This is a genomic window from Bradyrhizobium sp. AZCC 1610, from assembly GCF_036924515.1.
In the GTDB taxonomy this organism is placed as follows: domain Bacteria; phylum Pseudomonadota; class Alphaproteobacteria; order Rhizobiales; family Xanthobacteraceae; genus Bradyrhizobium.
In genome coordinates this window covers 5,980,204-6,001,620 of sequence record NZ_JAZHRR010000001.1, presented here as the reverse complement: position 1 = coordinate 6,001,620, position 21,417 = coordinate 5,980,204, and the positions used below count along the sequence as shown (strand labels likewise).

Here is a 21,417-nt window from a genome sequence, read left to right as displayed (position 1 = left end):
CAACGGCGTTATGTCACCATCGCGACGCACGAGCACGTTGATTTGTTCCGCAGAATGCGGTCCTGCCTACACCGTGTTCGATAGCGGCTGGAAGGCGACATCACGGATTGCTCGGGTAACGGCGAGTCGCTAGTTGGAGGACCTAGCCAGAAGCGTCTGAGCCGCCCCGCTGCACCAACTCGAGGGTGATGCCCTCGGGACCCTCGAAGAGCCGTAGCTTTCGGCTGATGTAGTCCATTTCGTCGCTCAGCATGGTTACGCCGTTGGCCACGAGGTGCGCAGTGGCCGCCTCAATGTCGTCGACGCGGAACGCGAGGTGATTGAAGCCCCGTTTTCGCAGATTTGTCGGGTGCGCACCCGGATCGGTCCCTGGGATCGGCTCAAACTCAAGCAGCTGGATCTCGAAAGGATAAGCCGCTCCTTCGAGTGCGAGGGTGATGTGCTGCGCTTTCATGCCCGGCATGCCCATGTACCGGGCGGGAAGGCCACCGTCGATCGTCGCGACGTGATCTTTTCTGAAGCCAAGGAGCGCGAAGAACTCGATCGCCGCGCCGGCGTCTACCACCGCGATAGTAACATGATCCGGATTGAGTATCATATTGTTACTCCCTGTAATCCACGCGTGCGCTCGGCCGCGCGGCCATACGTCTGCCGGGTGAGCTGCCATCAACCGGCCCTCCCGCTCTTGCAAGGCTACCAGCTCGCTCCGTCGCACGGTAGGCGGGTTGGCCTGCGGCGAAGTCTGCTTCGGGTCAAAGGACTAAACCGCTCGCGCGGTAGGTCACTGCGGCTGTCGACACAGCCAAGAGGATAGCGCAACGGGGCGTCCTGTCTTGAGATCGAGGGGTTTCGACAACCTCACTCAAGACAGGAGCATCCCCATGACCGACGAGGCCATGAGCCCATTGCGGCGGCGCATGATCGAAGACATGACGATCCGTAAGTTAGCGCCAAAGACCCAACAAGGCTACATCCGCACCATCAAGGATTTTGCTATCTTCCTCGGCCGGTCGCCCGACACGGCGAGCTTCGAGGACGTCCGACGTTTTCAATTGCATCTGGCGGCGAACGGCGCGCACATCCCGATTCTCAATCATACCGTAGCTGCGTTGCGGTTCTTCTTCAGGATCACGCTCAGGCGCTCCGATATCATCGAGCACACCACATTCCTCCACGAGCCCCGCAAGCTGCCGGTCGTGCTCAGCCCGGAGGAGGTGGCGCGGCTCGTGGATGCCGCGCCGGGCCTCAAGTACAAGGCGGCGCTGAGTGTGGCTTACGGCGCAGGTTTGCATCGAGGTCTTCGAGTGCGGTGCAACGCCACGGCATCGGCCGACAGCTCCAACGAACCGCATCAGGATCGACACCTCATGACCGCGTCACACCCCCGCAAATCTGATCGTCGCACTAGCTGCCTTTCGACCGGCCACGGTAGAACGCGCTCAAATATCCAGCCGTCATCTCAAATCGTCCGACACTTCACTGCGGTCGACGCGACCCGCCGCTCATCCAGCAGCCGTTTCACCGTCCACCGGCTTGCTGGAGCGCCTCGACTCCATTCACACACCTCATCCGCGGCACTCAAATTCCCATAGTTCTCGCCGCGCTACCCACGTGCCCCCTCCCGCGGTTTCCTCCCTTGGAGGTTTGCGGACGCCGGCCCCGTGCCCGCAGCACCACCGTCATGGGGCCGGCATCCGAAAACCTTCACACAAGCCGACATACGCGGGTGCGCAGAAATTCCGCTCTAATGGAATGGCCCGGCCGTGCTCCGGCCCTGCCAGCATCGACAAGGAGCGGGCGCAATCGGGCTGCAATCCGCACCGAGTTTCCGTTCACTAGGGTTTGTCATCGCGTTACCATTCCTCGAACGGCCCAGGCACTACTTGCAAAACTGCGCGGGCCGTCCGGAAGGCCGGCCAGATAAGCTGCCCTGACGCTTGACTGGATCTGCCGCTGTGTCGGCTCAGGCAAACCAGCCAAGAACTCACTGTGGGTCCCTTGGCCGAAAACAGCCGGGATCCAAAAGTCTTCAAAGTTCTCGAAGTCCATCCGAATAGTGAGGAGTGTCGCAGCCACGTCCGAGAGGCCAGCATGCTGGAAAGCGGTCTGCAGCTCATTCGGCCGTGTCATCGGACGGATCAGTAGATCTGACCTTCGCTGCTCCGCCGGCGGATGGATCGCTGCAACCGTGTCCCAGAACATTCGCCGGCTTGGCATTCCTCCGAAAGTATCCCAGACCGCTGCGGCAACGACACCGCCCCGCTTCACAACACGAACCATCTCAGAAATGGCTCTGACCGCGTCGGGCACGAAGTGAAGAACCAGAAGAGATAAGGCCATTTCGAATTGAGCCGATTCGTATGGCAAAGCCATCGCATCGCCTTGTCGTACATTGATCGATGCTGCTCCCTTCCGGGTGTTTAGCGCCTCCACAAATTCGGACTCATAGTCCAAAGCATCGATCGATGCGGCTTTGCGCCGGGCGGCGATTTCGAAGGTCAAACTTCCGGTCCCACAGCCTACGTCCAGAACCGCACCACCCTCAACGAGCCCCGCGAAGTCAAGGAAATCTGAAGCAAGTCGTTTGCTCCACCGTCCCATGTAAGAGTCATAAGTCTCCGGATCCCGCGCCACAAAGTTCGAGGGCATTGTTCACCGCTTTTCCGTAGTTCAGGCGGACTACGCTCTTGGCTGTGAGCATCATCCAACCTCTTCAATGGCATTCGTTTTGGCATGCGTCCGCTGTGATAAGCGCCTACTCCAATTTCGCGCCGGAGCGCTTTACGACATCGGCCCATTTGGCCGATTCCTTCTTGATGAGCGCTGCGAACTCCTCTGGCGTCCCGCCAGCCGGCTCGTCGCCGATTTGCTCATAGCGCGCTTTGAAGAAGTCAGATTGGATTGCACGGTTGATGGCCGCGTTGAGTTTATCGGCGATCGGGCGAGGCGTGCCGGCTGGTGCCGCGACGCCAAACCATATCGGCGCTTCATAACCGGGAACGCCGGCCTCGGCGATCGTCGGCAGCTCGGGGAAGCCGGCCGAACGCTTCGGACCGGTGACGCCCAACGCCCGGATAGCCTTCTGCCTGGCATGCGGCGCGATGGACGTGAGGCTCTCGAACATGAGATCGACGCGCCCCGCAATGAGGTCCGTGATGGCGGCGGTCCCGCCCTTGTAGGGCACGTGCACGATGTCGGTGCCGCTCATGAATTTGAATAGCTCGCCGCTGACATGGCCCGGCGAACCGCTGCCCGACGACGCGTTCGAAAGCTTGCCGGGGTTCTTCTTGGCGTACTCGACCAGTTCGACGACGCTGTGGATCGGCAGCGAGGGCGCGACAGCAAGCAGGAGGTGCCCGGTCGTGACTAGCGCGATAGGCTGGAAGTCGCGCTCGATATCGTAAGGCGGCTTGGCGACCATATGCTGCGCGATCGCGAACGCACCGATACTGGCGAACAGCAGCGTGTAGCCGTCGGGCTGCGCCTTTGCGACCGCGTCATTGCCGATGACGAAAGCGCCGCCTGGCCGGTTCTCGATGATGATAGATTGGCCGAGCTCCTTTGACAGCTCCTGCGCGAGAATGCGTGCGCCATTGTCTGTGGCGCTGCCGGGGGCTTGCGGGACGACGATCTTTATGGCGCGCTCGGGATACTGCGCTTGAGCGGTTGTCGCAAAAGCGGCAGCGCATGTCAGGCTCGCGAACAAAAGCTGTTTTATGCACATCGGCTTTCTCCTTCGCTTGTGGTTTCACCTTCGGGGGCATGTCAATGCATTATCGCTCAGCAAGGCCAGGACGACGATTGATTGCTCGCCGCCGCTGAAGGTTCACGAGCTTTGACGGCATGTGACGTCGCTTGGTTCCTCTCCTCGGCTGCGCGGCTCCCACCTAGTGCGTCGCTCAGCGGTCAGTGGCATGCGTGAGCCATCTTCCAAGCTGTGTGAACACTGCCGCCGGACCGGACGCTCGTCCAATGCATAATTGTGCTAGTAAAGCATGCCGCCGCGGAATAGAAATGCCACCATGGATCTGAGGCGCCTGAAAACTTTTGTTACCATTGCCGAACTTGGCACGGTGTCCAAAGCGGCGGTGCACCTGCGCATTGGGCAGCCCGCGCTGTCGCGCCAAATCAGCGATCTTCAGCAGGAGCTCGAGCTACGTCTCTTTGATCGTGTAGGACGCCGCTTGGTTCTAACGGCCCAAGGCGAGCAGCTCCTCGTGGATTGTCGGCGCGTCCTAATCGACCTCAACAGCGTGCACGAGCGGGCAGCGGCGCTTCGGCGCGGCGACAGCGGAAGGCTGAAAGTCTTAGCCCCGCCGCACACGATTGAAAGCGTGCTATCCGGGTTTCTACCGCGGTATGCTGAGAGCTTTCCGCAGGTTCATGTCGAATTGACTGAGGCCCTTGGGCCTGAGCAACCCGCCCTACTCGAGCGCGGTGAAGCTCATGTCGGCATCAGAATTGACCCAGGTGATGATCCTCGCCTCGAGACGCGCGTCCTACAGTCCGCGGATGTGTTGGCTGTCAGTGCTGCAACCGTCGAACTCGGCAAATCCGGTGTCATAACGATCGAGCGGCTTATCTCATACCCGCTCCTGTTACCGTCGGGCTATTCCGTCCGCCGCCTGTTCGAGGCGGCTTGCCGCCTGGCAAAAGTCCATCCCAAGGTAATGCTGGAGAGCCGCGCATCGCATACGCTATTGACCTTGGCAGAGGCTGGGCAAGGTGTGGCGATCGTCCCATCCCTTCAGCGAACTGATCGCTACAAAGTGCGCGTCGCCCGAATAACGCACGGGGGCAAGCCCATTCGAGAACGCGTTGCGGTTCAGTGGGACAGGCGCCGTCCACTTCCGCCGTACGCCCTCACTTTTTGCGAACACCTGGCCCGCTACATGCACACCGTCTTCCCTGTCACAAAGCCTACCAAGACCAACCGCTCCGTGGGTCTTCGTGCGCGCTAAACGTCAACAGTTTCGTGGTCGAATTTTTAACCGTACCCCGTGATCCCCGTGTGACGTTATGTCTTCAAAAGGCACGCATCATGGTCCGAGAAGGGGCAGACGCGTCATTTCGACTGTGAGCCGACAACTTCCGATCTACCCCAATGAGCAGACATTTTCAGCGTCCGTCGGCATGTCTCAAAGGTGCCAGATGCAGACATCGCCGTTCTTAGAAAAGCCGACGATAACGGAGCCGCATCGCGGCGGTAGTGGACCAAGGCTTTCCCCTTGAGTGTGTAGGATCGATTATAGGCGTTTTCCAAATGCAAATGCGTGCGTCTCAAGGTAGATCAGCGGCGTGCCAGTTGCGAGAGCCAATCCGACGATGCTATCTAAAGTAAATCAAAGAGGGGGCGAGTGGCGCATGGTTTCGTATCTAAAGACTTGTGTTGGAGTGGTATTACCGACGCTCTTTTTGGCTGGATGCTTTCAGCACACCGTGGATGCGGGGACCGGTGCGAATGCTGTTCCATCGAACTATCGCCAACTCGTAGCCGCCAGTGTCGCATCCAGAATCGACGTGAGTGCATACCGTGATCCAAAGATATCGGCTCCGGTCGTCCGTAACGTCAGCGAGTTTGGCTTTGGAGCGAGACCAAGCGTGTGTGTTAGTGCGGTCCCGGTAGGCGGAGGCGAGTACCCGGCTTGGATTTTCGTATTTGATAACGGCAAGGTAACGGACATGCTTAGCCCGAGCAGAGCTCTCGGATGCCGCGGACTTGAGTGGTCGCCCTTCCCGGAATTCAGCCGCCGAACATGAGGTCTGCTTCGGGTCAATCGCGTCATTCTGACTGCCGGCAGATCACTTCCGGTCAGCACCGATAAACAGACATCCTGAGCCTGCTTCGGCATGTCTCAAAGGTGCCAATTGCGGAAGAGTGGTCGGGCCGTCAAGCACCCCTGTAAAGCAGGCCAAAACCAAAAACGATCAGCAGGAACCAACCAGCAACGCCAAGAACGAGTGACGGCATCTGGTTGGCGTAGTGCCAGTCGATCAACCTCAAAAGGCGTGATTGGGGGCCTACCATCTCACCAATGATTTCTCGGCACATGGCAAGAACTCCGAGACCCCCCATGGCAATCAAGAAGATGTTTAAACCAAACTCGATGAGAAATAGGATCGGATCGCTGGAGTAAGTGACAGCGTCGGGTCCGATAGCCATCCGCCTGTGCATCAAAAGGTGGCCCGTCTCGTACCACTCGCTCAAGCGTGCAGCTGAGACATAGGAGATGAGGCCCATGAAAATGCCAAACAGAAGAGAGGCGGCTATCCGAAGCATCCATCGGTTGTGTAGCAAAGGCACTAATATTTAATGACTTCTATTGCCTGAACTCTATCCAGATTGGACAGGTAGAGGACAATCTTTCGATGTCCGATTCGGGTCAATGGCTACACGAGCGACCCAGCGGCAAGTCCGGCCATTTCGGCTATGCCCCCAAAGCGGAAGTAAATTCAGAGCGGTTTCGCTATAGGCCGGTGCGGGTTGATGGCGCTACCGCGGACGTGATTCAAGCTTCGAAACCGGAGCCTCAAATCATGCGCTACGAATTCAGCGATGATGAGCGGACCGCCACTAGGCCGATGTTGCCGAACGAGCCGTGCGGCGTTTGGCGGGTAAATGACCGCCGCGGGCTCGATGGCATCTCTTGGGTCCTGCGTTCAGGCGCGCCATGGCGCGACCTGCCAGCGACCGATGGTCCCCGCACGACTTCTTAGAATCGCTTCGTTAGGTGGATGATGGATTTATCTCGCTGATTTGCCCGACGTGTCAAATGTCTACTTCGGCACTCGACGAGTGCCGGCTACTGTGCATGGGGTTGTTTTCAATATTTTGGCTGGGAGCGCCGAGGCTCCTCCGTGTCCTTCCGCCGCCTCCGGAAGGCTGCATCACCCGGCCGCGGATGAAGCGACGGCGCGTGGCTTGGAACCGTCGCCCTATTTTCCCAGCGGCCCCAGTATCTTCACCAGTTCTCCGTGCACATACTCGTTCCCGCAGATCACGTGACCCGTCTTCAGCGAATCGTCGCTGCCCTCCATGCCAGAGATCGTCCCGCCGGACTCCCGCACCATGATCTGCCCGGCTGCGATGTCCCAGGGCTGCAGATTGCGTTCCCAGTAGCCGTCGAGACGGCCGGCGGCGACGAAGGCGAGGTCGAGCGAGGCGGCGCCGAAGCGGCGCAGGCCCGCCACCTTGTTCTGGATCGCGGCCATCTCGCGGTTCGACAATTCATGGTCGCCGCGGCCGATATGCGGCAGGCCGCAGGCGATCACGCATTCATTGAGCTGGCGGCGGCCGGCGACGCGCAGCCGCTGGTCGTTGAGGAACGCGCCCTTGCCGCGCTCGGCGATGTAGAGATCGTCATTGGCGGGGTTGTAGATCACGCCGGCGATGATGGTGTCTTCGCGCCGCAGACCGATCGAGATCGCAAATTGCGGGATGCCGTGCAGGAAGTTGGTGGTGCCGTCCAAGGGATCGACGATCCAGGTGTGGGTCTTGTCGGCGCCTTCGCGCATTCCGCCTTCCTCGCCGATGAAGCCGTAGCCCGGCCGCGCCTTGGCGAGGTCCTCGTACAGCATTTCCTCGGCGCGCTTGTCGGCCTTGGTGACGAAGTTCGCGGGCCCCTTCAGCGACACCTGCAGGTGCTCGATCTCGCCGAGGTCGCGCTTGAGGCTGCGGCCGGCGCGGCGCGCAGCTTTCACCATGACGTTGATAAGGGCTGAGTAGAGCATGATGCGAGCTTATGGTGTGAGGGAACGGCCCAATGCCGTCAGGGGTTTGGGGACTGGGTGCCCTGCAGATGTGCCGGCGTCAAGGCGTCATTTGCTGGCGGTGCCGGTCCATTTTTTCGCGGCTTCCTGAACCTTGGCGCGATCCTCGGGGCTGAGCTCCGAGAGCCGCTCATCCAGCTCGGGATCACCCTTGCCGGCGGTCTTGGCGACAAGGTGCCACTTCAGGCCCTCGATCTTGTCCATAGGCGCGCCCTGTCCGGTGACCAGCACGCGAGCGAGGCGATTCTGCGCGATCGGCGAATTCTGCCGGGCAGCCTTGCGCAAGAGCGCGACCGCGGCCGGCTGGTTCTTCGGCGTGCCGGTGCCATTGAACAGTGCAATCGCGTACTCGACCTCGGCGTCGACATTGTCGGCCAGCGCAGCCGCCTGCAGCAGCCGCACCGCCTTGTCGATGTCCTTCGGCACGCCGGTGCCTTCCTTGTAGAAGGTCGCCAGCGCGTATTGCGCCTCCGGGTTGCCTGCGTCGGCCGCGGTGCGCAGCAGCTCGGCGGCGCGCCTGGTGTCCTGCGGCAGCGTGTTGCCGTCGAGATAGAGCAGCGCCAGATTGTAGGCCGCCTTGGGGTTGCCAAGCTTGGCGGCGGAGGCCAGCAGCTTGACCGCCTGCTCGCGGTTGGTGGCGCCGCCGCGGCCGGACAGCCGCAGCATGGCGAGCGCGAACATGCCTTCGCGGTCGCCGGCGTCCGCCGCGCGCTGGTACCAATCGGCGGCCTTCGCATAGTCGCGCTTGATGCCGAGCCCGTTGGCATAGAGCTCGCCCAGCATCGTCATCGCCTTGGGATCGCCGTTATACTGCGCGCGCGTGGTGGCGAGATCGAAGGCCGTCTTGTAGAGGCCGCGCTGGTAGGCGCCGTAGACGAGGTCGGCGTTCGGATCCTCGAAGCCGGCCGTCGGCGAGGGGGAGGGCACAGGCGTTGCCGTGGGCTTGGTCGTTATCGCGGGCTTGAGCGGCGCCGTCGGCGGCGCCGCCAGTGTCGGCGTCGCAGCGGGCTTTTTCGCTGCGCTCGGCGCCTTTGGTTTGGGCGCTTCCTTTTTCGCCGCCGGAGGGTTTGCGGGCGGCTGCGCGGCAGGCGGCGTCAGCGAGACCTGCGCGGTGGCGCCGGTCATCGTCATCAAGAGGCCCGCAAGCAGCGATATGGGACGCAGGAGTTTCATTGTCCGGCGTTATCCGTGCCCGGCCTTATCCGTGCCAGTGCCGGTCTTGGCTTTTCCGAACGCTGCTTCGTGCGCCTGTGCGATCGCCTGCGCGGCATCGATCAGCGCGGCCTTTGCGCCACGCGGGTCGGCCCAGATGAAATCGCCGACCAGCACAAAATCCGCGCCGGCGGCTGCGAATTCGGAAGCCTCCTCGCGCGAGGCGGCAAAACCGATGCAAGGCGGCTCGAACAGTTCGTCCCACCATTGCAGGCGCTCGGCAATCGCTTCCACCGAGGGCCGCTGGCCGTTGGCGTCGGGCTCGCCGAACAGCACGTAGTCCGCGCCCCGTTCGCCGGCGGCCATCGAATCGTGCCGCGTGGCAAGGCCGCCGACGCCGGCAATGCGGTCCGGCTTCAGCGACGGCAAGGCATCCTCCAGCGCGGCGAGGCCGTTCAGATGCGCGCCGTCGGCGCCTGCGCGCGCCACCAATTCGACATGGCCGTCGAGCAGGAGCGCCGCGCCGGCATTCTGGATCACGGGGGCCAGCGTCTTCACACGCGAAATCATGGTGCGCTGGTCGGTCTGTTTCAGCCGCATCAGCACCGCCGCGACGTCGGCCGCTGCCAATAGCTCCGGAAGCTGGGCCGCGAGCTGCGCCGGGTCGTCCACCTCTGATGTCGCGAGATAGAGGCGCGGCGCCGGGCGCGGCGGAACGGGTTTATTGGCCAAGTGTTTGTTAGCCAAGTCTAGGCGACCTTCTTTTCAAGGCCGGTTTCCCACTCGCCCTTGCTTGCCAGCGCATTCATCCGCGCGCGATGCGTGAAGGCGCGCTGGCCCGCGGCGATGTTCTCGGCCTTACCCGACCAGGCCTTTTGCGGCGCCGCCTGCAACGCCCGGCCATAGGAGAATGTCAGCCGCCAGGGGAGGCCGCCGATCCGGTTCATGGCGTTCAGATGTGCGGTCGCCTCCTCGTCGGACTGTCCGCCGGAGAGGAAGGCGATACCCGGCACGGCCGCGGGAACGCACGCCTTCAGCAGCCGCACAGTTTTTTCGGCGACTTCCTCGACGGAAGCCTGCTTCGCGCACTTCTTGCCTGAAATGGCCATGTTGGGCTTCAGCACCATGCCTTCGAGTTCGACGCGCTGTATCAGCAATTCCTGGAACGTCTTGTTCAGCACCCGCTGGGTCACGTCATAGCAGCGGTCGATGTCGTGATCGCCGTCCATCAGCACTTCCGGCTCGACGATGGGCACGATCTGCGCCGCCTGGCACAGCGCCGCATAGCGCGCCAGCGCATGCGCGTTGACGTCGATCGCGGTCATCGTGGGAATACCGGCCCCGATATCGATCACCGCGCGCCACTTCGCAAAGCGCGCGCCGCGCTCGTAATATTTCTTCAGCCGCTCGGCGAGCTTGTCGAGGCCGACGGTCACCAGTTCACCCGGACATTGCGGCAAGCTTTGCGTTCCCTCATCGACCTTGATGCCGGGGATCGCGCCGGACTGCTCGATCAGCTTGACCAGCGGCGTGCCGTCCTTGGCATTTTGCCAGATGGTCTCGTCGTAGAGGATCACACCCGAGACATACTTGCTCATCGCCTCGGTGGAGCGAAACAGCATTTCGCGATAGTCGCGGCGGTTCTCCTCGGTCGATTCGACCTTGATGGCGTCGAAACGCTTCTTGATCGTGCCCGAGGATTCGTCGGCGGCGAGAATGCCCTTGCCTGGAGTGACCATGGCGAGGGCAACCTTGTTGAGGTCAGCGAGATTCATCGAAGTTCTCCAGAAACATCATGCCCTTGCGCACCAAAATAGGCGGTTCTCGGGCAATTGCCTAGAAAACGTTCGTCGCACCGCGGGTCTTTGCGAGGCGCAGGCGGCCCGCTCAGGCGACCCGCGGGTCAAGCTCACCCTTGCTGTACCGTTTGGCCATTTCGGCCGTGGTCAGCACCTTCTTGATCTTGCTGGCCTGGCCAGCGGTATTGAATTCCTGCAGCCGCTGCTTGCACAGCTTGGCCATCGCCTCCATCGCCGGCTTCAGATATTTGCGCGGATCGAACTCTTCGGGATTATCGTTCAGGACTTTGCGGATCTGCCCGGTCATCGCCATGCGGTTGTCGGTATCGATGTTGATCTTGCGCACGCCGTTCTTGATGCCGCGCTGGATTTCGGAAACCGGCACGCCCCAGGTCGGCTTCATCTTGCCGCCATTGGCGTTGATGATCTCCTGCAGGTCCTGCGGCACCGAGGACGAACCGTGCATCACCAGATGCGTGTTCGGCAGCTTGCGATGGATCTCCTCGATCACGTTCATGGCGAGGATGTCGCCGTCCGGCTTGCGGGTGAACTTGTAGGCGCCGTGCGAAGTGCCCATCGCGATCGCCAGCGCGTCGACCCTGGTCTCCTTGACGAACTTCACGGCTTCATCCGGGTTGGTAAGCAGCTGGTCGTGCGACAGCTTGCCCTCGGCGCCGTGGCCGTCTTCCTTGTCGCCCATGCCGGTCTCCAGCGAACCGAGCACGCCGAGTTCGCCCTCTACCGAGATGCCGCCGAGATGGGCCATGTCGGTGACGGTCTTGGTCACGCCGACATTGTAGTCCCAGTCGCCGGGGGTCTTGCCGTCCGCCTTCAGCGAACCGTCCATCATCACGGAGGTGAAGCCGGACTGGATCGCAGTCATGCAGGTCGCCGGTTCGTTGCCGTGATCGAGATGCACGCAGACCGGAATCTGCGGATAGATTTCGGTGACGGCGTCCATCATGTGGCGGAGCATCACGTCATTGGCGTAGGAGCGCGCGCCGCGCGAGGCCTGGATGATGACGGGGGCATCGACCGCGGAGGCGGCCTCCATGATGGCCAGCGCCTGCTCCATGTTGTTGATGTTGAAAGCCGGCACCCCATACTCGTGCTCTGCCGCGTGATCGAGCAGTTGACGCAAGGTAATGCGAGCCATTCAAATTCTCCTGTATTTGCTGCGCCTTTGGCGCTCCATTAGTCTCGGTCTAACGCAGTTTCAGAACTTCGACGCCGGGCAGCGGTTTGCCTTCCATCCATTCGAGAAACGCGCCGCCGGCGGTCGAAACATAGGAAAAATCGCCTGATACTCCGGCCTGGTTCAGCGCCGCGACGGTGTCGCCGCCGCCGGCGACAGAAATCAGTTTCTTGGCCTTGGTCCGCTCTGCGGCATGCTTCGCCGCTACCATGGTGCCACGGTCGAACGGCGTCATTTCGAACGCGCCGAGCGGGCCGTTCCAGACCAGTGTCTTGGCGTCATCGATTGCGGCGTGAATCCGCGCAGTCGATTGCGGGCCGACATCGAGGATCATGCCGTCGGCCGGGATGGCGTCGAGCCCGTAGGCGTGCGACGGCGAATTGGCCGCAAAGTGATAGGCGACCACGGCATCGACGGGCAGGATAATGGCGCAGTTCGCGGCATCAGCTTTTTCCACGATGCGCAGCGCGGTCGCGGCGAGATCTTTCTCCGCCAGCGACTTGCCGACGCCGACGCCCTGCGCGTGCAGGAAGGTGTTGGCCATGCCGCCGCCGATCACCAGCGCATCGACCTTTGTCACGAGGTTTTCGAGCAGATCGATCTTGGTCGAGACTTTTGCGCCTCCGATGATCGCGATCACCGGCTTGGTCGGCGCCTCCAGCGCCTTGGAAAGCGCGTCGAGTTCGGCCTGCATGGTGCGGCCGGCATAGGCGGGCAGCTTGTGGCCGAGGCCCTCGGTGGAAGCGTGCGCGCGGTGCGCGGCCGAGAATGCATCGTTGACCCAGATGTCGCCGAGCTTTGCCAGCTCGCCCACGAACGCCGGATCGTTCTTCTCTTCCTCTTTATGGAAGCGCGTGTTCTCCAGACAAAGGATGTCGCCGTCCTTCATCGCAGCCACGGCCTTGGCCGCGGCCTCGCCGATACAGTCGTCGGCGAAGGCAACCGGCTTCTTGATGACCTGCCCCAGCGCCGCCGCGACGGGTTTGAGCGAATCCTTGGCGTCGGGTCCCTTCGGCCGGCCGAAATGGGCGAGCAGGATGACCTTGCCGCCCTTGTCGGAAATTTCGGTGATGGTCGGCGCGACGCGCTCGAGCCGTGTCGCGTCGGTGACGCGGCCATTCTCCATCGGCACGTTGAGGTCGACGCGCAGCAGCACGCGCTTGCCCTTCACGTCGACGTCATCGAGGGTGCGGAATGATTTTGTCATTGGCGGATCTCTTGTCCCGGGCGCAGCGCAGCGCGAAGCGTTGCGCTGCAGAACCGGGACCTACGCTTGCATGGGTCCCGGCTCTGCGAAGCAGCGTGAAGACACGCTGCACCGCGTCCGGGACACGAGACGGTTAAAGCAGCTTCCCCATCGCCACGGCGGTGTCGGCCATGCGGTTGGAGAAACCCCATTCATTGTCGTACCAGGACATCACCCGCACCAGCGTGCCGTTCTGCACCTTGGTCTGGTCCATGTGGACCGTGGACGAGTGGGGATCGTGGTTGAAGTCGATCGAGACGTTGGGCGCGGTGGTGTAGCCGAGGATGCCCTTCATCTGCTGTTCCGAAGCGCGTTTCATCGCCTCGTTGATTTCCTTCACGTCGGTCTTGCGCTGCGCGACGATCTTGAGATCGACCACCGAGACGTTCGGCGTCGGCACGCGGATCGCGACGCCGTCGAGCTTGCCCTGCAGTTCCGGCAGCACCAGGCCGATCGCCTTGGCCGCACCTGTTGAGGTCGGGATCATCGACATCGCCGCCGCGCGGCCGCGATAGAGGTCGCTGTGCAGGGTGTCGAGCGTCGGCTGGTCGCCGGTATAGGCGTGGATCGTGGTCATGAAGCCGGTTTCGATGCCGACGGTGTCGTTCAGCACCTTGGCGATCGGCGCCAGGCAGTTGGTGGTGCAGGAGCCGTTGGAAACGACCAGATGATCCTTGGTCAGCTTGTCGTGATTGACGCCGAACACGATGGTCGCGTCCGCGCCGTCAGACGGAGCCGAAACCAGCACGCGCTTGGCGCCGGCAGTGAGATGCGCGACGGCCTTGGCCTTGGCGCTGAAGATCCCGGTGCATTCCAGCGCGATGTCGACGCCGAGTTCCTTCCACGGAAGCTTGGACGGATCGCGCTCGGTGGAAACCTTGATCTTGCCGTTGCCGAGGCTGAGCGAGTCGCCGTCGACGGTCACGGTGCCGGGGAAGCGGCCATGCACGGAATCGAAGCGCAGCAGGTGGGCGTTGGTCTCGACCGGGCCGAGATCGTTGATCCCGACCACCTCGATATCCTTGCGGCCGGATTCGGCGATGGCTCGCAAGATATTGCGGCCGATGCGGCCAAATCCGTTGATCCCGACGCGGATTGCCATGCTCGTTTCTCCTCTGATAGCCGGTGCCCGCCCCGCGGAGACGTTCCACGGAGGTGCTTACGGCGGAACGCCCGGTTCGGCCGGGCGGGAACGGTCAAGATGGGGGTCTAGGTAGTCCTTTTTCCCGGTAATCTCAACCGTCAGCCCAAGCGCTTCAGGGCAGCGTTAACGACGGCCTCGGCGGTAATTCCGAAGTGCTTGAAAAGGTCCTTGGCGGGCGCGCTGGCACCGAAACCGTGCATGCCCACGAATTCACCATCCGGGCCGATCACGGCGTCCCAGCCCCAGCGCACTGCGGCTTCGATCGCGATCTTGACCGGGGCGTTGCCGATGATGGCCTTCCGCCGGTCCGCCGGCTGCGCCAGCAGCAGTTCGAGCGAGGGCACCGAGACCACCCGCGACGCGATGCCGCGCTCAGTCAGTTGCTTCTGAGCGGCCACCGCGATCTCGACCTCGGAGCCCGAGGCGAACAGCGACACCTTGGCATCGCCCTGTGCGACGACCAGCTCATAGGCGCCATGCGCGCAAGGATTGTCGTTGGGCGCTGAGGTGCGGAGCTGCGGCAGGTTCTGGCGGGTCAGTGCCAGCACCGTCGGGCCGTCGACACGGTTCAGCGCCAGTTCCCAGCATTCCGCTACCTCGACGGCGTCGCAGGGCCGGAATACGCGCATGTTGGGAATCGCACGCAGCGCGGCGAGGTGTTCGACCGGCTGATGCGTCGGTCCGTCCTCACCGAGCCCGATCGAATCATGGGTCATCACGTAGACGACGCCGTTGCCCATCAGCGCGGCCAGCCGCATCGCCGGCCGCGCGTAGTCCGTGAACACCAGGAAGGTCGCGCCGTTCGGCGCAAAACCGCCATGCAGGAAGATGCCGTTCATGGCCGCCGCCATGCCGTGCTCGCGGACGCCGTAATGGATGAAGCGGCCCTTCGGCGTCTTGGCCGAAAACGCCACTGCCGACTTCGCCCTGTTGTTGTTGGAGCCGGTGAGATCGGCGGAGCCGGCGAGGAATTCCATCGGCATCGCGGCTGCTATCGCCTCGATCGCGGACTCGGACGATTTCCGCGTGGCGACGTTCTGCGGCGATTCCAACAGCGCCTTCTTGTGCGCGCGCAGCGCCTTTGCCAGCGAAGCCGGCCGCTCGTGCCGCATCCGCCGCTCGAACTCCGCGCGCTTGCGGCTGCCGAGTTCAGCGAAGCGGGCTTCCCATTCCTCGCGCGCGGCAGCGCCGCGGCTGCCGGCCGCACGCCAGGCCGTCAGCACGTCGTCCGGCACCGAGAAGGCTTCGAGCGAGATGCCGAGTTTTTCCTTGGCGCCCTTGAGCTCTTCGGCGCCGAGCGCCTCGCCATGGGCCTTCGCCGTGCCGGCGCGCGTCGGTGCGCCGTAGCCGATGGTGGTCTTGCAGGCGATCAGCGACGGCTTGCTGGATTTTTGCGCGCGGGTGAGGGCCGCTGCGATCGCCTTCGGGTCATGGCCGTCGATCAGCTCGGCCGCCCAGCCGGCGGACTTGAATCGCTTCACCTGGTCGACCGAATCGGCGAGCGAGGTCGGGCCGTCGATCGAGATGCCGTTGTCGTCATACAGCACGATCAGCTTGTTCAGCTTCCAGTGCCCGGCCATCGCGATCGCTTCCTGCGACACGCCTTCCATCAGGTCGCCGTCGGAGGCGAGCACGTAAGTGTGATGCCCAACCACCTTCTTGCCGAACTCCGCGGCCAGCATCTTTTCCGCCAGCGCCATGCCGACCGAGGTGGCGATGCCCTGGCCGAGCGGGCCGGTGGTGGTCTCGACGCCGCTGGTCTCGAAGTTTTCCGGGTGCCCCGGCGTCTTGGAACCGAGCTGACGGAAATTCCTGATCTGGTCGAGCGTCATGTCCTTGTTGCCGGTGAGGTACAGCAAGGCATAGAGCAGCATCGAGCCGTGTCCGGCCGAGAGCACGAAGCGGTCGCGGTCCGGCCAGGTCGGAGCCGTCACATCGAATTTGAGGAACTGTGTGAACAGCACGGTCGCAATGTCGGCGGTGCCCATCGGCAAGCCGGGATGGCCGGATTTCGCCTTTTCGACGGCATCCATGGCAAGCCCGCGAATCGCATTGGCCATACGGGTATGATCGACCTGCGTCATGATGAAAATCCGCCTGAAATGAGGTGCTTGGTTGTGGGGCGTACCGGGCGAGGCCGCAATACGGGCGTGGCATAAGGGAAAGTCGGGGGTGGATAGCACCTCAATACCCGTGAGTCCAAGGCGAGGAAACGCCCTTCCGGTCCGAAAAGTTGCTTAGCAGTGCATAGCTTCGCGTCGGCGTTGCACTCGGCTCGCTTGCCACGTAAATTTCGTGCTCTAACCGCTTGCCGAACCGCGGATTTTGCTGCCGTGCGGCGGGCCTACGCGAAGGTGCGCGCTGCCTCCCATGAGCGATCGTCACACCAACGGGGCCGGCAATGCCGAGCCGGTCTATGCCGACATCGACGCCGCCACGCGGCGCCTGATGATGGCGCTCGATGCGCTCGAGGCCGCGGCCGAGCGGCGGCGCGATGCTGATCGCGACGAGAACGAACTGGCGAGCCGGATCCAGGCGCTTGGCGCCGATCGCTCGCGGCTCGCCGACGAACTCGACGGCTCGCTGGTGAAGACGCGGCGGCTGGAGCGCACCAACCGCGAGATCGCCGAAAAACTGGACGTCGCGATCGGCACCATCCGTGCGGTGCTCGATGCCGGAGAGGGCGAATGAGCCACATCAACGTCACCATCAACGGCCGGCAGTACCGCATGGCCTGCGAGGAAGGGCAGGAAGTACGGCTCCTGAAGCTCGCCGAGAACCTGGAAACGCGGGTCGGCGAGTTGCGCGGCAAGTTCGGCGAGATCGGCGATGCGCGCCTTACGGTGATGGCCGCGCTCACGGTGTGCGATGAACTGCTCGATGCCAACGCGCGCATCCGTGCGCTCGAGGGCGAACTCGAAACCCTGCGCAACGTGCGCGTCGCCGCCGCCGACCGCGCCAAGGCCACCCAGGTCGCTGTCGCCAACGCGCTCAACGCGGCGGCCGACCGCATCGAAAAGACCACGCAGATGCTGAACCGCACCATCGGCAGCGGCGTCGCGATCGGGTGAAGTGCTGCGTTAGCGCTGGCGGATCGAGCCAGTAGTGCTTACATTGTGCCTCGCGAAGCTGCGTCGTGCGTCAGGAGCCATATATCCCCGGGGCCTTATCGATCCTTTAGGGAACTGTCCCTGGCCGGGTCCGTGGATCCGGACATATGGTGCCCACCTACTTTCGTAGGGAACTCCGGGATCGAGTGCTTCAACGGCGTACGCGGCTTCGCACTTTGTTTTGTCGGTGAGTTTGTTTCCAAAGCTTTTCGGTGCATTGCCGTCTGATGCGGCGTGCCCAGCGTAGCCCGGATGGAGCGCAGCGCAATCCGGGACAGGCTGTTCGATTGCGACAAGGCCCCGGATTTCGCTGCGCTCCATCCGGGCTACGATTGCGTCGAAATCCTGTGCTTGCTGATGACGGCAGAACAAGACCCCGCATGACCGCAACCCTGTCGAAAGCCGACCTCCGCACCGCCGCGCTGGCGAAACGCGATGCGTTGAGCGAGGAGCAGCGCGCCGCCGCGGCGCAAGCCATGGCAAAGCACGGCGTGCCGTTTGCGATTCTGCCCGGCATGGTCGTGTCAGGCTATTCGCCGATCCGCAGCGAGATCGATCCTGCGCCCTTGATGCGCAAGCTCGCCGAGCAAGGCGCGAAGCTGGCGCTGCCGGCGGTGATGGCGCGCGGAAAATCGCTGGCGTTTCGCGCGTGGTCGCCCGACGACCGGCTGATGATGGGGCCGCTCGGTATCCTCGAGCCGTCGCCAGCCGCCGCCGAACTCATTCCCGATGTCATGTTGATTCCGCTGGCGGCGTTCGACCGCGAAGGCCATCGCATCGGCTATGGTGCTGGACATTACGATTTTACGCTCGCTCACTTGCGCAAGGCGAAGGTCATTACCGCTGTCGGCACCGCATTTGCCGTGCAGGAAATTAGAGCGGTTCCTGCGCTGCCGCACGACGTGGCGCTGGATTATGTGCTAACGGAAAAGAAAGTGTTCGATTTCCGGAGCTGAACTTTGCGTATTCTATTCGTGGGTGACGTGGTCGGCCGGGCAGGGCGCACCGCGATCTCAGAACATCTGCCCGGTATGGTCAGAGACTGGCAACTCGATCTCGTCGTCGTTAATGGCGAGAATTCCGCCGGCGGCTTCGGCATCACAGAGACAATCTATCAGGAACTGCTCGACGCCGGCGCCGACGCCATCACGCTCGGCAATCACGCCTGGGATCAGCGCGAGGCGCTGGTGTTCATCGAGCGCGCGCCGAAGCTGATCCGCCCCGCCAATTATCCAAAGGGAACGCCGGGCCGCGGCGCGGCCCTGGTCGATACCAAGAACGGCAAGCGTGCGCTGGTCGTCAACGCCATCGGCCGCGTCTTCATGACACCGTTCGACGATCCCTTCGCGACGCTCAACCGCGAACTCGAAGCCTGTCCGCTGCGCGAGGCGGCGGATGCGATCGTGGTTGATTTCCACGGCGAGGCGTCGAGCGAAAAACAAGGCATCGGCTTTTTCTGCGACGGCCGCGCCAGCCTCGTCGTCGGCACCCATACCCATGTGCCCACCGCCGATCATCAGATTCTCACCGGCGGTACCGCTTACATGACCGACGCCGGCATGACCGGCGACTATGATTCCATCATCGGCATGCAGAAGGAGGAGCCGCTGCGGCGCTTCACGACCGGCATTCCCTCAGGCCGCTTCGAACCGGCGGCGGGCGTGGCGACACTCAGCGGTGTTGCGGTCGAGACCGATGATTCCACCGGCCTTGCGCTGCGCATCGCGCCGGTGCGGGCCGGCGGCAGGCTCGAGCCGGCCGTGCCGGGCTTTTGGGCCTGACGAGGGTCGTCAATTAAACGAAACCACCTTGTCCAGCGTGATCGGCAGGTCGCGCACGCGCTTTCCCGTCGCATGATAGACCGCGTTGGCGATCGCCGCCGCCACGCCGACGATGCCGATTTCGCCGAGGCCCTTGACGCCGAGCGGATTGATGGTCTCGTCCGGCTCCTCGACGAAAATGACCTTGATGTCGTGCACGTCGGCATTAACAGGCACGTGGTACTCGGCGATGTTGGCGTTCATGATGCGTCCGAAACGCTGGTCGAACAATGTTTCCTCGTGCAGCGCCATCCCGATGCCCCACACCACGCCGCCCATGACCTGGCTATGGGCGGTTTTAAGGTTGAGGATGCGCCCGGCCGCGACCGCGTCGACGACGCGGGTCACGCGGATAACGCCAAGCTCTTCGTCCACCTTGACCTCGGCGAAGATGGCGGAGTGGACGTTGCGCGCGTGAGACTTGTCTTCGGCAACCTTGTTGGTTTCTTCGCGCGTGATGCGATCGGCGTTGCCGGCTTGCATGGCGCTTGCGATCGGGACCGCGCGGCTCGCATCGCGCTTGCTGACGATCTTGCCGTCTGTCAGCGCGACTTCGTCCACGCTGGCGCCCGCCAGCGGCGAATCCTTCACCCCCTTGGCAAGCTTCAACAGGTCGCCGCGAACCGCGTGGGCGGTATTTGCGATGGCATTGCAGACCGAGGACGCGATCCAGGATCCGCCTTCCAGCGGACATTGCGGTAGTGTCGAGTCGCCGAGCTTGACGCTGATACTGTCGATCGGCAGGCCGAGCATGTCGGCTGCGACCTGCGCCATGATCGTGTAAGTCCCCGTGCCGATATCGGAGGCCGCGGTTGCCACTTCCGCATGACCGTTGGCCGTCAGCACGATGCGGACCGTGGCGGGCATCTGCAGCGCTTCCCATACGCCTGAGGCCATACCCCAGCCGACCAGTTCGCTACCCTCGCGCATCGAGCGCGGCTCGGGATTGCGCTTGTTCCAGCCGAACTCCGCGACGCCCTGCCGGTAGCATTCGCGCAACTGCTTGCTGGTATAGGGGACATCCTCGCCTTGATGGCGCTCGGAATAGCATTGCAGCCGCAACTGCACCGGATCGGTGTTGAGCGCGATGGCGAGTTCGTCCATCGCGCATTCCAGCGCATAGACGCCGGTCGCAGCACCCGGCGCCCGCATGTCGCAGGATGTCGGCAGGTCGAGCTTCACGAGCTTGTGCGCGAATTTCGCGTTGGGACTTTTGTAAAGCAGGTTGCCCCAGCCGGTATCGTTGCGCGCGAATTCCTCGAACTGCGAGGTCACTGCGATGGTTTCATGCTGCATGGATTCGATCGTGCCGCCGCTGCTCGCGCCGAGCGCAAGTCGTTCGATGCTCGCCGGCCGATAGCCGAGCGCATACATCTGCGCTCTCGTCAGCATGACGCGCACCGGGCGCTTCAGCGCGCGTGCCCCGAGCACCGCCAGCACGACCTGGTATTGCGGGCGCAGGCCGGCGCCGAAGCCGCCGCCCATATGGGGCGACATCACGCGCACCTCGTCCGGCTTCATCTTGAACACGCCGCAAAGATATTTTTGCACGTTCTGCACGCCTTGCGTCTTGTCGTAGACGGTGAGCCGGCCGTCTTCCCAGATCGCGGTCGAGGCAAACAATTCCATCGGGTTGTGATGCTCGGTCGGAATGAAATATTCAGCCGCGTGACGCACGGCGGCGGACGCGAATGCCTTTTCGGCATCGCCGCGTGGCTTCTCCGGCGCGTCGATGGCAAACGCCCTGCTGCGCTCTGCGTGCAAGTCGGTGACGTGCGGCTCCTTCTGGTACTCGACTTTCACCATTGAGGCGGCGACGCGCGCGGTTTCCCAATCCTCCGCCAGCACCAGCGCGACCGGCTGTCCGGTGAAAAGGATCCTGTCGTTGTAGAGCGGGCGATAGGGCGAACCTTTCTCCGGCGCGACGTCGTCCTTGTAGGCGTCGTCCCTGTCGGCCATTGGCGGCCGGTTCCGATGGGTGAGCACGTCGATCACGCCGTCAACTTCCAGCGCTCCGCTGGTGTCGATGCGCACGATCCGCCCCCTGGGGATAGCCGACTCGACGACATAGCCATGAACGAGGCCGGGGACGTTGAACTCGCCGGCATATTTGGCTTCGCCGGTGACCTTGGCTCTGCCGTCGACGCGGGATGTCGCTGACCCGATATAGGTTGCCATGGC

Annotated in this window: 17 protein-coding genes, 1 other RNA gene and 3 pseudogenes; 8 read left to right on the top strand and 13 right to left on the bottom strand. The window is 62.9% G+C overall.

The genetic code is table 11. The features are described 5' to 3' along the window. Positions 1 to 142: 142 nt before the first annotated feature. Positions 143 to 598: a VOC family protein gene (locus tag V1279_RS29540; protein ID WP_334443245.1), complete on the bottom strand. Its 456-nt coding sequence runs from the start codon at positions 596 to 598 to the stop codon at positions 143 to 145. A gap of 283 nt (positions 599 to 881) precedes the next feature. On the opposite strand from V1279_RS29540, the pseudogene V1279_RS38020 reads away from it, so the two are divergent. Further along, positions 882 to 1,130: pseudogene (locus V1279_RS38020) on the top strand (phage integrase N-terminal SAM-like domain-containing protein); the annotation flags it as partial. 715 nt (positions 1,131 to 1,845) lie between these two features. Here the strand turns inward: V1279_RS38020 and V1279_RS29530 are convergent. After that, on the bottom strand, positions 1,846 to 2,649 hold the full coding sequence (locus V1279_RS29530) for a class I SAM-dependent methyltransferase (protein WP_334443240.1): 804 nt from the start codon (positions 2,647 to 2,649) through the stop codon (positions 1,846 to 1,848). Positions 2,650 to 2,755: 106 nt separating this feature from the next. Beyond that, entirely contained in the window at positions 2,756 to 3,724 is a 969-nt protein-coding gene (locus tag V1279_RS29525) for a Bug family tripartite tricarboxylate transporter substrate binding protein (RefSeq protein WP_334384053.1), read from the bottom strand. A gap of 298 nt (positions 3,725 to 4,022) precedes the next feature. Between V1279_RS29525 and V1279_RS29520 the strand changes: the two genes are divergently transcribed. Then, complete coding sequence (locus V1279_RS29520; RefSeq protein ID WP_334443238.1) at positions 4,023 to 4,961, top strand: LysR family transcriptional regulator; 939 nt, start codon at positions 4,023 to 4,025, stop codon at positions 4,959 to 4,961. Between the two features lie 929 nt (positions 4,962 to 5,890). On the opposite strand, the gene V1279_RS29515 is transcribed toward V1279_RS29520, so the two are convergent. After that, positions 5,891 to 6,241: a hypothetical protein gene (locus V1279_RS29515; RefSeq protein WP_334443236.1), complete on the bottom strand. Its 351-nt coding sequence runs from the start codon at positions 6,239 to 6,241 to the stop codon at positions 5,891 to 5,893. 296 nt (positions 6,242 to 6,537) lie between these two features. Here V1279_RS29515 and V1279_RS29510 point away from each other — a divergent pair. Further along, positions 6,538 to 6,714, top strand: a pseudogene (locus tag V1279_RS29510) (transposase); the annotation flags it as partial. Between the two features lie 222 nt (positions 6,715 to 6,936). On the opposite strand, the gene V1279_RS29505 reads toward V1279_RS29510, so the two are convergent. The 8 genes from V1279_RS29505 to tkt all read right to left on the bottom strand — a co-directional run bounded on the left by V1279_RS29505 (position 6,937) and on the right by tkt (position 16,390). Continuing rightward, complete coding sequence (locus V1279_RS29505; protein WP_334443233.1) at positions 6,937 to 7,731, bottom strand: inositol monophosphatase family protein; 795 nt, start codon at positions 7,729 to 7,731, stop codon at positions 6,937 to 6,939. A gap of 87 nt (positions 7,732 to 7,818) precedes the next feature. Next, positions 7,819 to 8,943: a tetratricopeptide repeat protein gene (locus tag V1279_RS29500; RefSeq protein WP_334443231.1), complete on the bottom strand. Its 1,125-nt coding sequence runs from the start codon at positions 8,941 to 8,943 to the stop codon at positions 7,819 to 7,821. A gap of 9 nt (positions 8,944 to 8,952) precedes the next feature. Beyond that, complete coding sequence (locus V1279_RS29495; protein WP_334443229.1) at positions 8,953 to 9,654, bottom strand: thiamine phosphate synthase; 702 nt, start codon at positions 9,652 to 9,654, stop codon at positions 8,953 to 8,955. A gap of 17 nt (positions 9,655 to 9,671) precedes the next feature. Then, the gene (locus V1279_RS29490) at positions 9,672 to 10,697 is read right to left on the bottom strand and encodes a class I fructose-bisphosphate aldolase (protein WP_334443227.1); all 1,026 of its coding nucleotides are present in this window, start codon (positions 10,695 to 10,697) and stop codon (positions 9,672 to 9,674) included. A gap of 112 nt (positions 10,698 to 10,809) precedes the next feature. Next, entirely contained in the window at positions 10,810 to 11,877 is a 1,068-nt protein-coding gene (fba, locus tag V1279_RS29485; RefSeq protein WP_334443225.1) for a class II fructose-bisphosphate aldolase, read from the bottom strand. Between the two features lie 49 nt (positions 11,878 to 11,926). Then, positions 11,927 to 13,123, bottom strand: coding sequence for a phosphoglycerate kinase (locus V1279_RS29480; RefSeq protein WP_334443222.1), 1,197 nt, complete (start codon positions 13,121 to 13,123; stop codon positions 11,927 to 11,929). Between the two features lie 133 nt (positions 13,124 to 13,256). Continuing rightward, a complete protein-coding gene (gap, locus tag V1279_RS29475) occupies positions 13,257 to 14,264 on the bottom strand; it encodes a type I glyceraldehyde-3-phosphate dehydrogenase (protein WP_334443220.1) in 1,008 nt (335 codons plus the stop codon). A gap of 140 nt (positions 14,265 to 14,404) precedes the next feature. Next, a complete protein-coding gene (gene tkt, locus V1279_RS29470; RefSeq protein ID WP_334443218.1) occupies positions 14,405 to 16,390 on the bottom strand; it encodes a transketolase in 1,986 nt (661 codons plus the stop codon). Positions 16,391 to 16,676: 286 nt separating this feature from the next. Here tkt and V1279_RS29465 point away from each other — a divergent pair, with 286 nt between their 5' ends. From V1279_RS29465 to V1279_RS29445, 5 genes and pseudogenes are all read left to right on the top strand, one after another. Further along, positions 16,677 to 16,997, top strand: a complete 321-nt coding sequence (locus V1279_RS29465; RefSeq protein ID WP_334443215.1) for a DUF4164 domain-containing protein — start codon at positions 16,677 to 16,679, stop codon at positions 16,995 to 16,997. Further along, positions 16,994 to 17,377 carry a cell division protein ZapA gene (locus V1279_RS29460; protein ID WP_334443212.1) on the top strand — a complete coding sequence of 128 codons (384 nt, stop codon included), beginning with the start codon at positions 16,994 to 16,996 and terminating at the stop codon, positions 17,375 to 17,377. Before V1279_RS29465 ends, V1279_RS29460 begins: the two co-directional genes overlap by 4 nt. Positions 17,378 to 17,429: 52 nt before the next feature. After that, a non-coding RNA gene (ssrS, locus tag V1279_RS29455) (6S RNA) lies at positions 17,430 to 17,590 on the top strand. A gap of 206 nt (positions 17,591 to 17,796) precedes the next feature. Then, positions 17,797 to 18,398, top strand: a pseudogene (locus V1279_RS29450) (5-formyltetrahydrofolate cyclo-ligase). Next, entirely contained in the window at positions 18,376 to 19,197 is an 822-nt protein-coding gene (locus V1279_RS29445) for a TIGR00282 family metallophosphoesterase (RefSeq protein WP_334443206.1), read from the top strand. Before V1279_RS29450 ends, V1279_RS29445 begins: the two are co-directional and overlap by 23 nt. 9 nt (positions 19,198 to 19,206) lie before the next feature. Here the strand turns inward: V1279_RS29445 and V1279_RS29440 are convergent, their stop codons facing one another. Then, positions 19,207 to 21,414 (bottom strand): xanthine dehydrogenase family protein molybdopterin-binding subunit, encoded by a 2,208-nt coding sequence (locus V1279_RS29440; RefSeq protein WP_334443203.1) that lies wholly within the window; start codon positions 21,412 to 21,414, stop codon positions 19,207 to 19,209. Positions 21,415 to 21,417: the final 3 nt, after the last annotated feature.

Bases quoted from the DNA above. Each gene is read 5' to 3' on its own strand.
- V1279_RS29440 (WP_334443203.1), bottom strand. From the start codon at position 21,414: ATGGCAACCTATATCGGGTCAGCGACATCCCGCGTCGACGGCAGAGCC.
- V1279_RS29525 (WP_334384053.1), bottom strand. From the start codon at position 3,724: ATGTGCATAAAACAGCTTTTGTTCGCGAGCCTGACATGCGCTGCCGCT.
- V1279_RS29500 (WP_334443231.1), bottom strand. From the start codon at position 8,943: ATGAAACTCCTGCGTCCCATATCGCTGCTTGCGGGCCTCTTGATGACG.
- tkt (WP_334443218.1), bottom strand. From the start codon at position 16,390: ATGACGCAGGTCGATCATACCCGTATGGCCAATGCGATTCGCGGGCTT.
- V1279_RS29460 (WP_334443212.1), top strand. From the start codon at position 16,994: ATGAGCCACATCAACGTCACCATCAACGGCCGGCAGTACCGCATGGCC.
- V1279_RS29515 (WP_334443236.1), bottom strand. From the start codon at position 6,241: ATGGGCCTCATCTCCTATGTCTCAGCTGCACGCTTGAGCGAGTGGTAC.
- gap (WP_334443220.1), bottom strand. From the start codon at position 14,264: ATGGCAATCCGCGTCGGGATCAACGGATTTGGCCGCATCGGCCGCAAT.
- V1279_RS29480 (WP_334443222.1), bottom strand. From the start codon at position 13,123: ATGACAAAATCATTCCGCACCCTCGATGACGTCGACGTGAAGGGCAAG.
- V1279_RS29540 (WP_334443245.1), bottom strand. From the start codon at position 598: ATGATACTCAATCCGGATCATGTTACTATCGCGGTGGTAGACGCCGGC.
- V1279_RS29530 (WP_334443240.1), bottom strand. From the start codon at position 2,649: ATGCCCTCGAACTTTGTGGCGCGGGATCCGGAGACTTATGACTCTTAC.
- fba (WP_334443225.1), bottom strand. From the start codon at position 11,877: ATGGCTCGCATTACCTTGCGTCAACTGCTCGATCACGCGGCAGAGCAC.
- V1279_RS29520 (WP_334443238.1), top strand. From the start codon at position 4,023: ATGGATCTGAGGCGCCTGAAAACTTTTGTTACCATTGCCGAACTTGGC.
- V1279_RS29490 (WP_334443227.1), bottom strand. From the start codon at position 10,697: ATGAATCTCGCTGACCTCAACAAGGTTGCCCTCGCCATGGTCACTCCA.
- V1279_RS29465 (WP_334443215.1), top strand. From the start codon at position 16,677: ATGAGCGATCGTCACACCAACGGGGCCGGCAATGCCGAGCCGGTCTAT.
- V1279_RS29505 (WP_334443233.1), bottom strand. From the start codon at position 7,731: ATGCTCTACTCAGCCCTTATCAACGTCATGGTGAAAGCTGCGCGCCGC.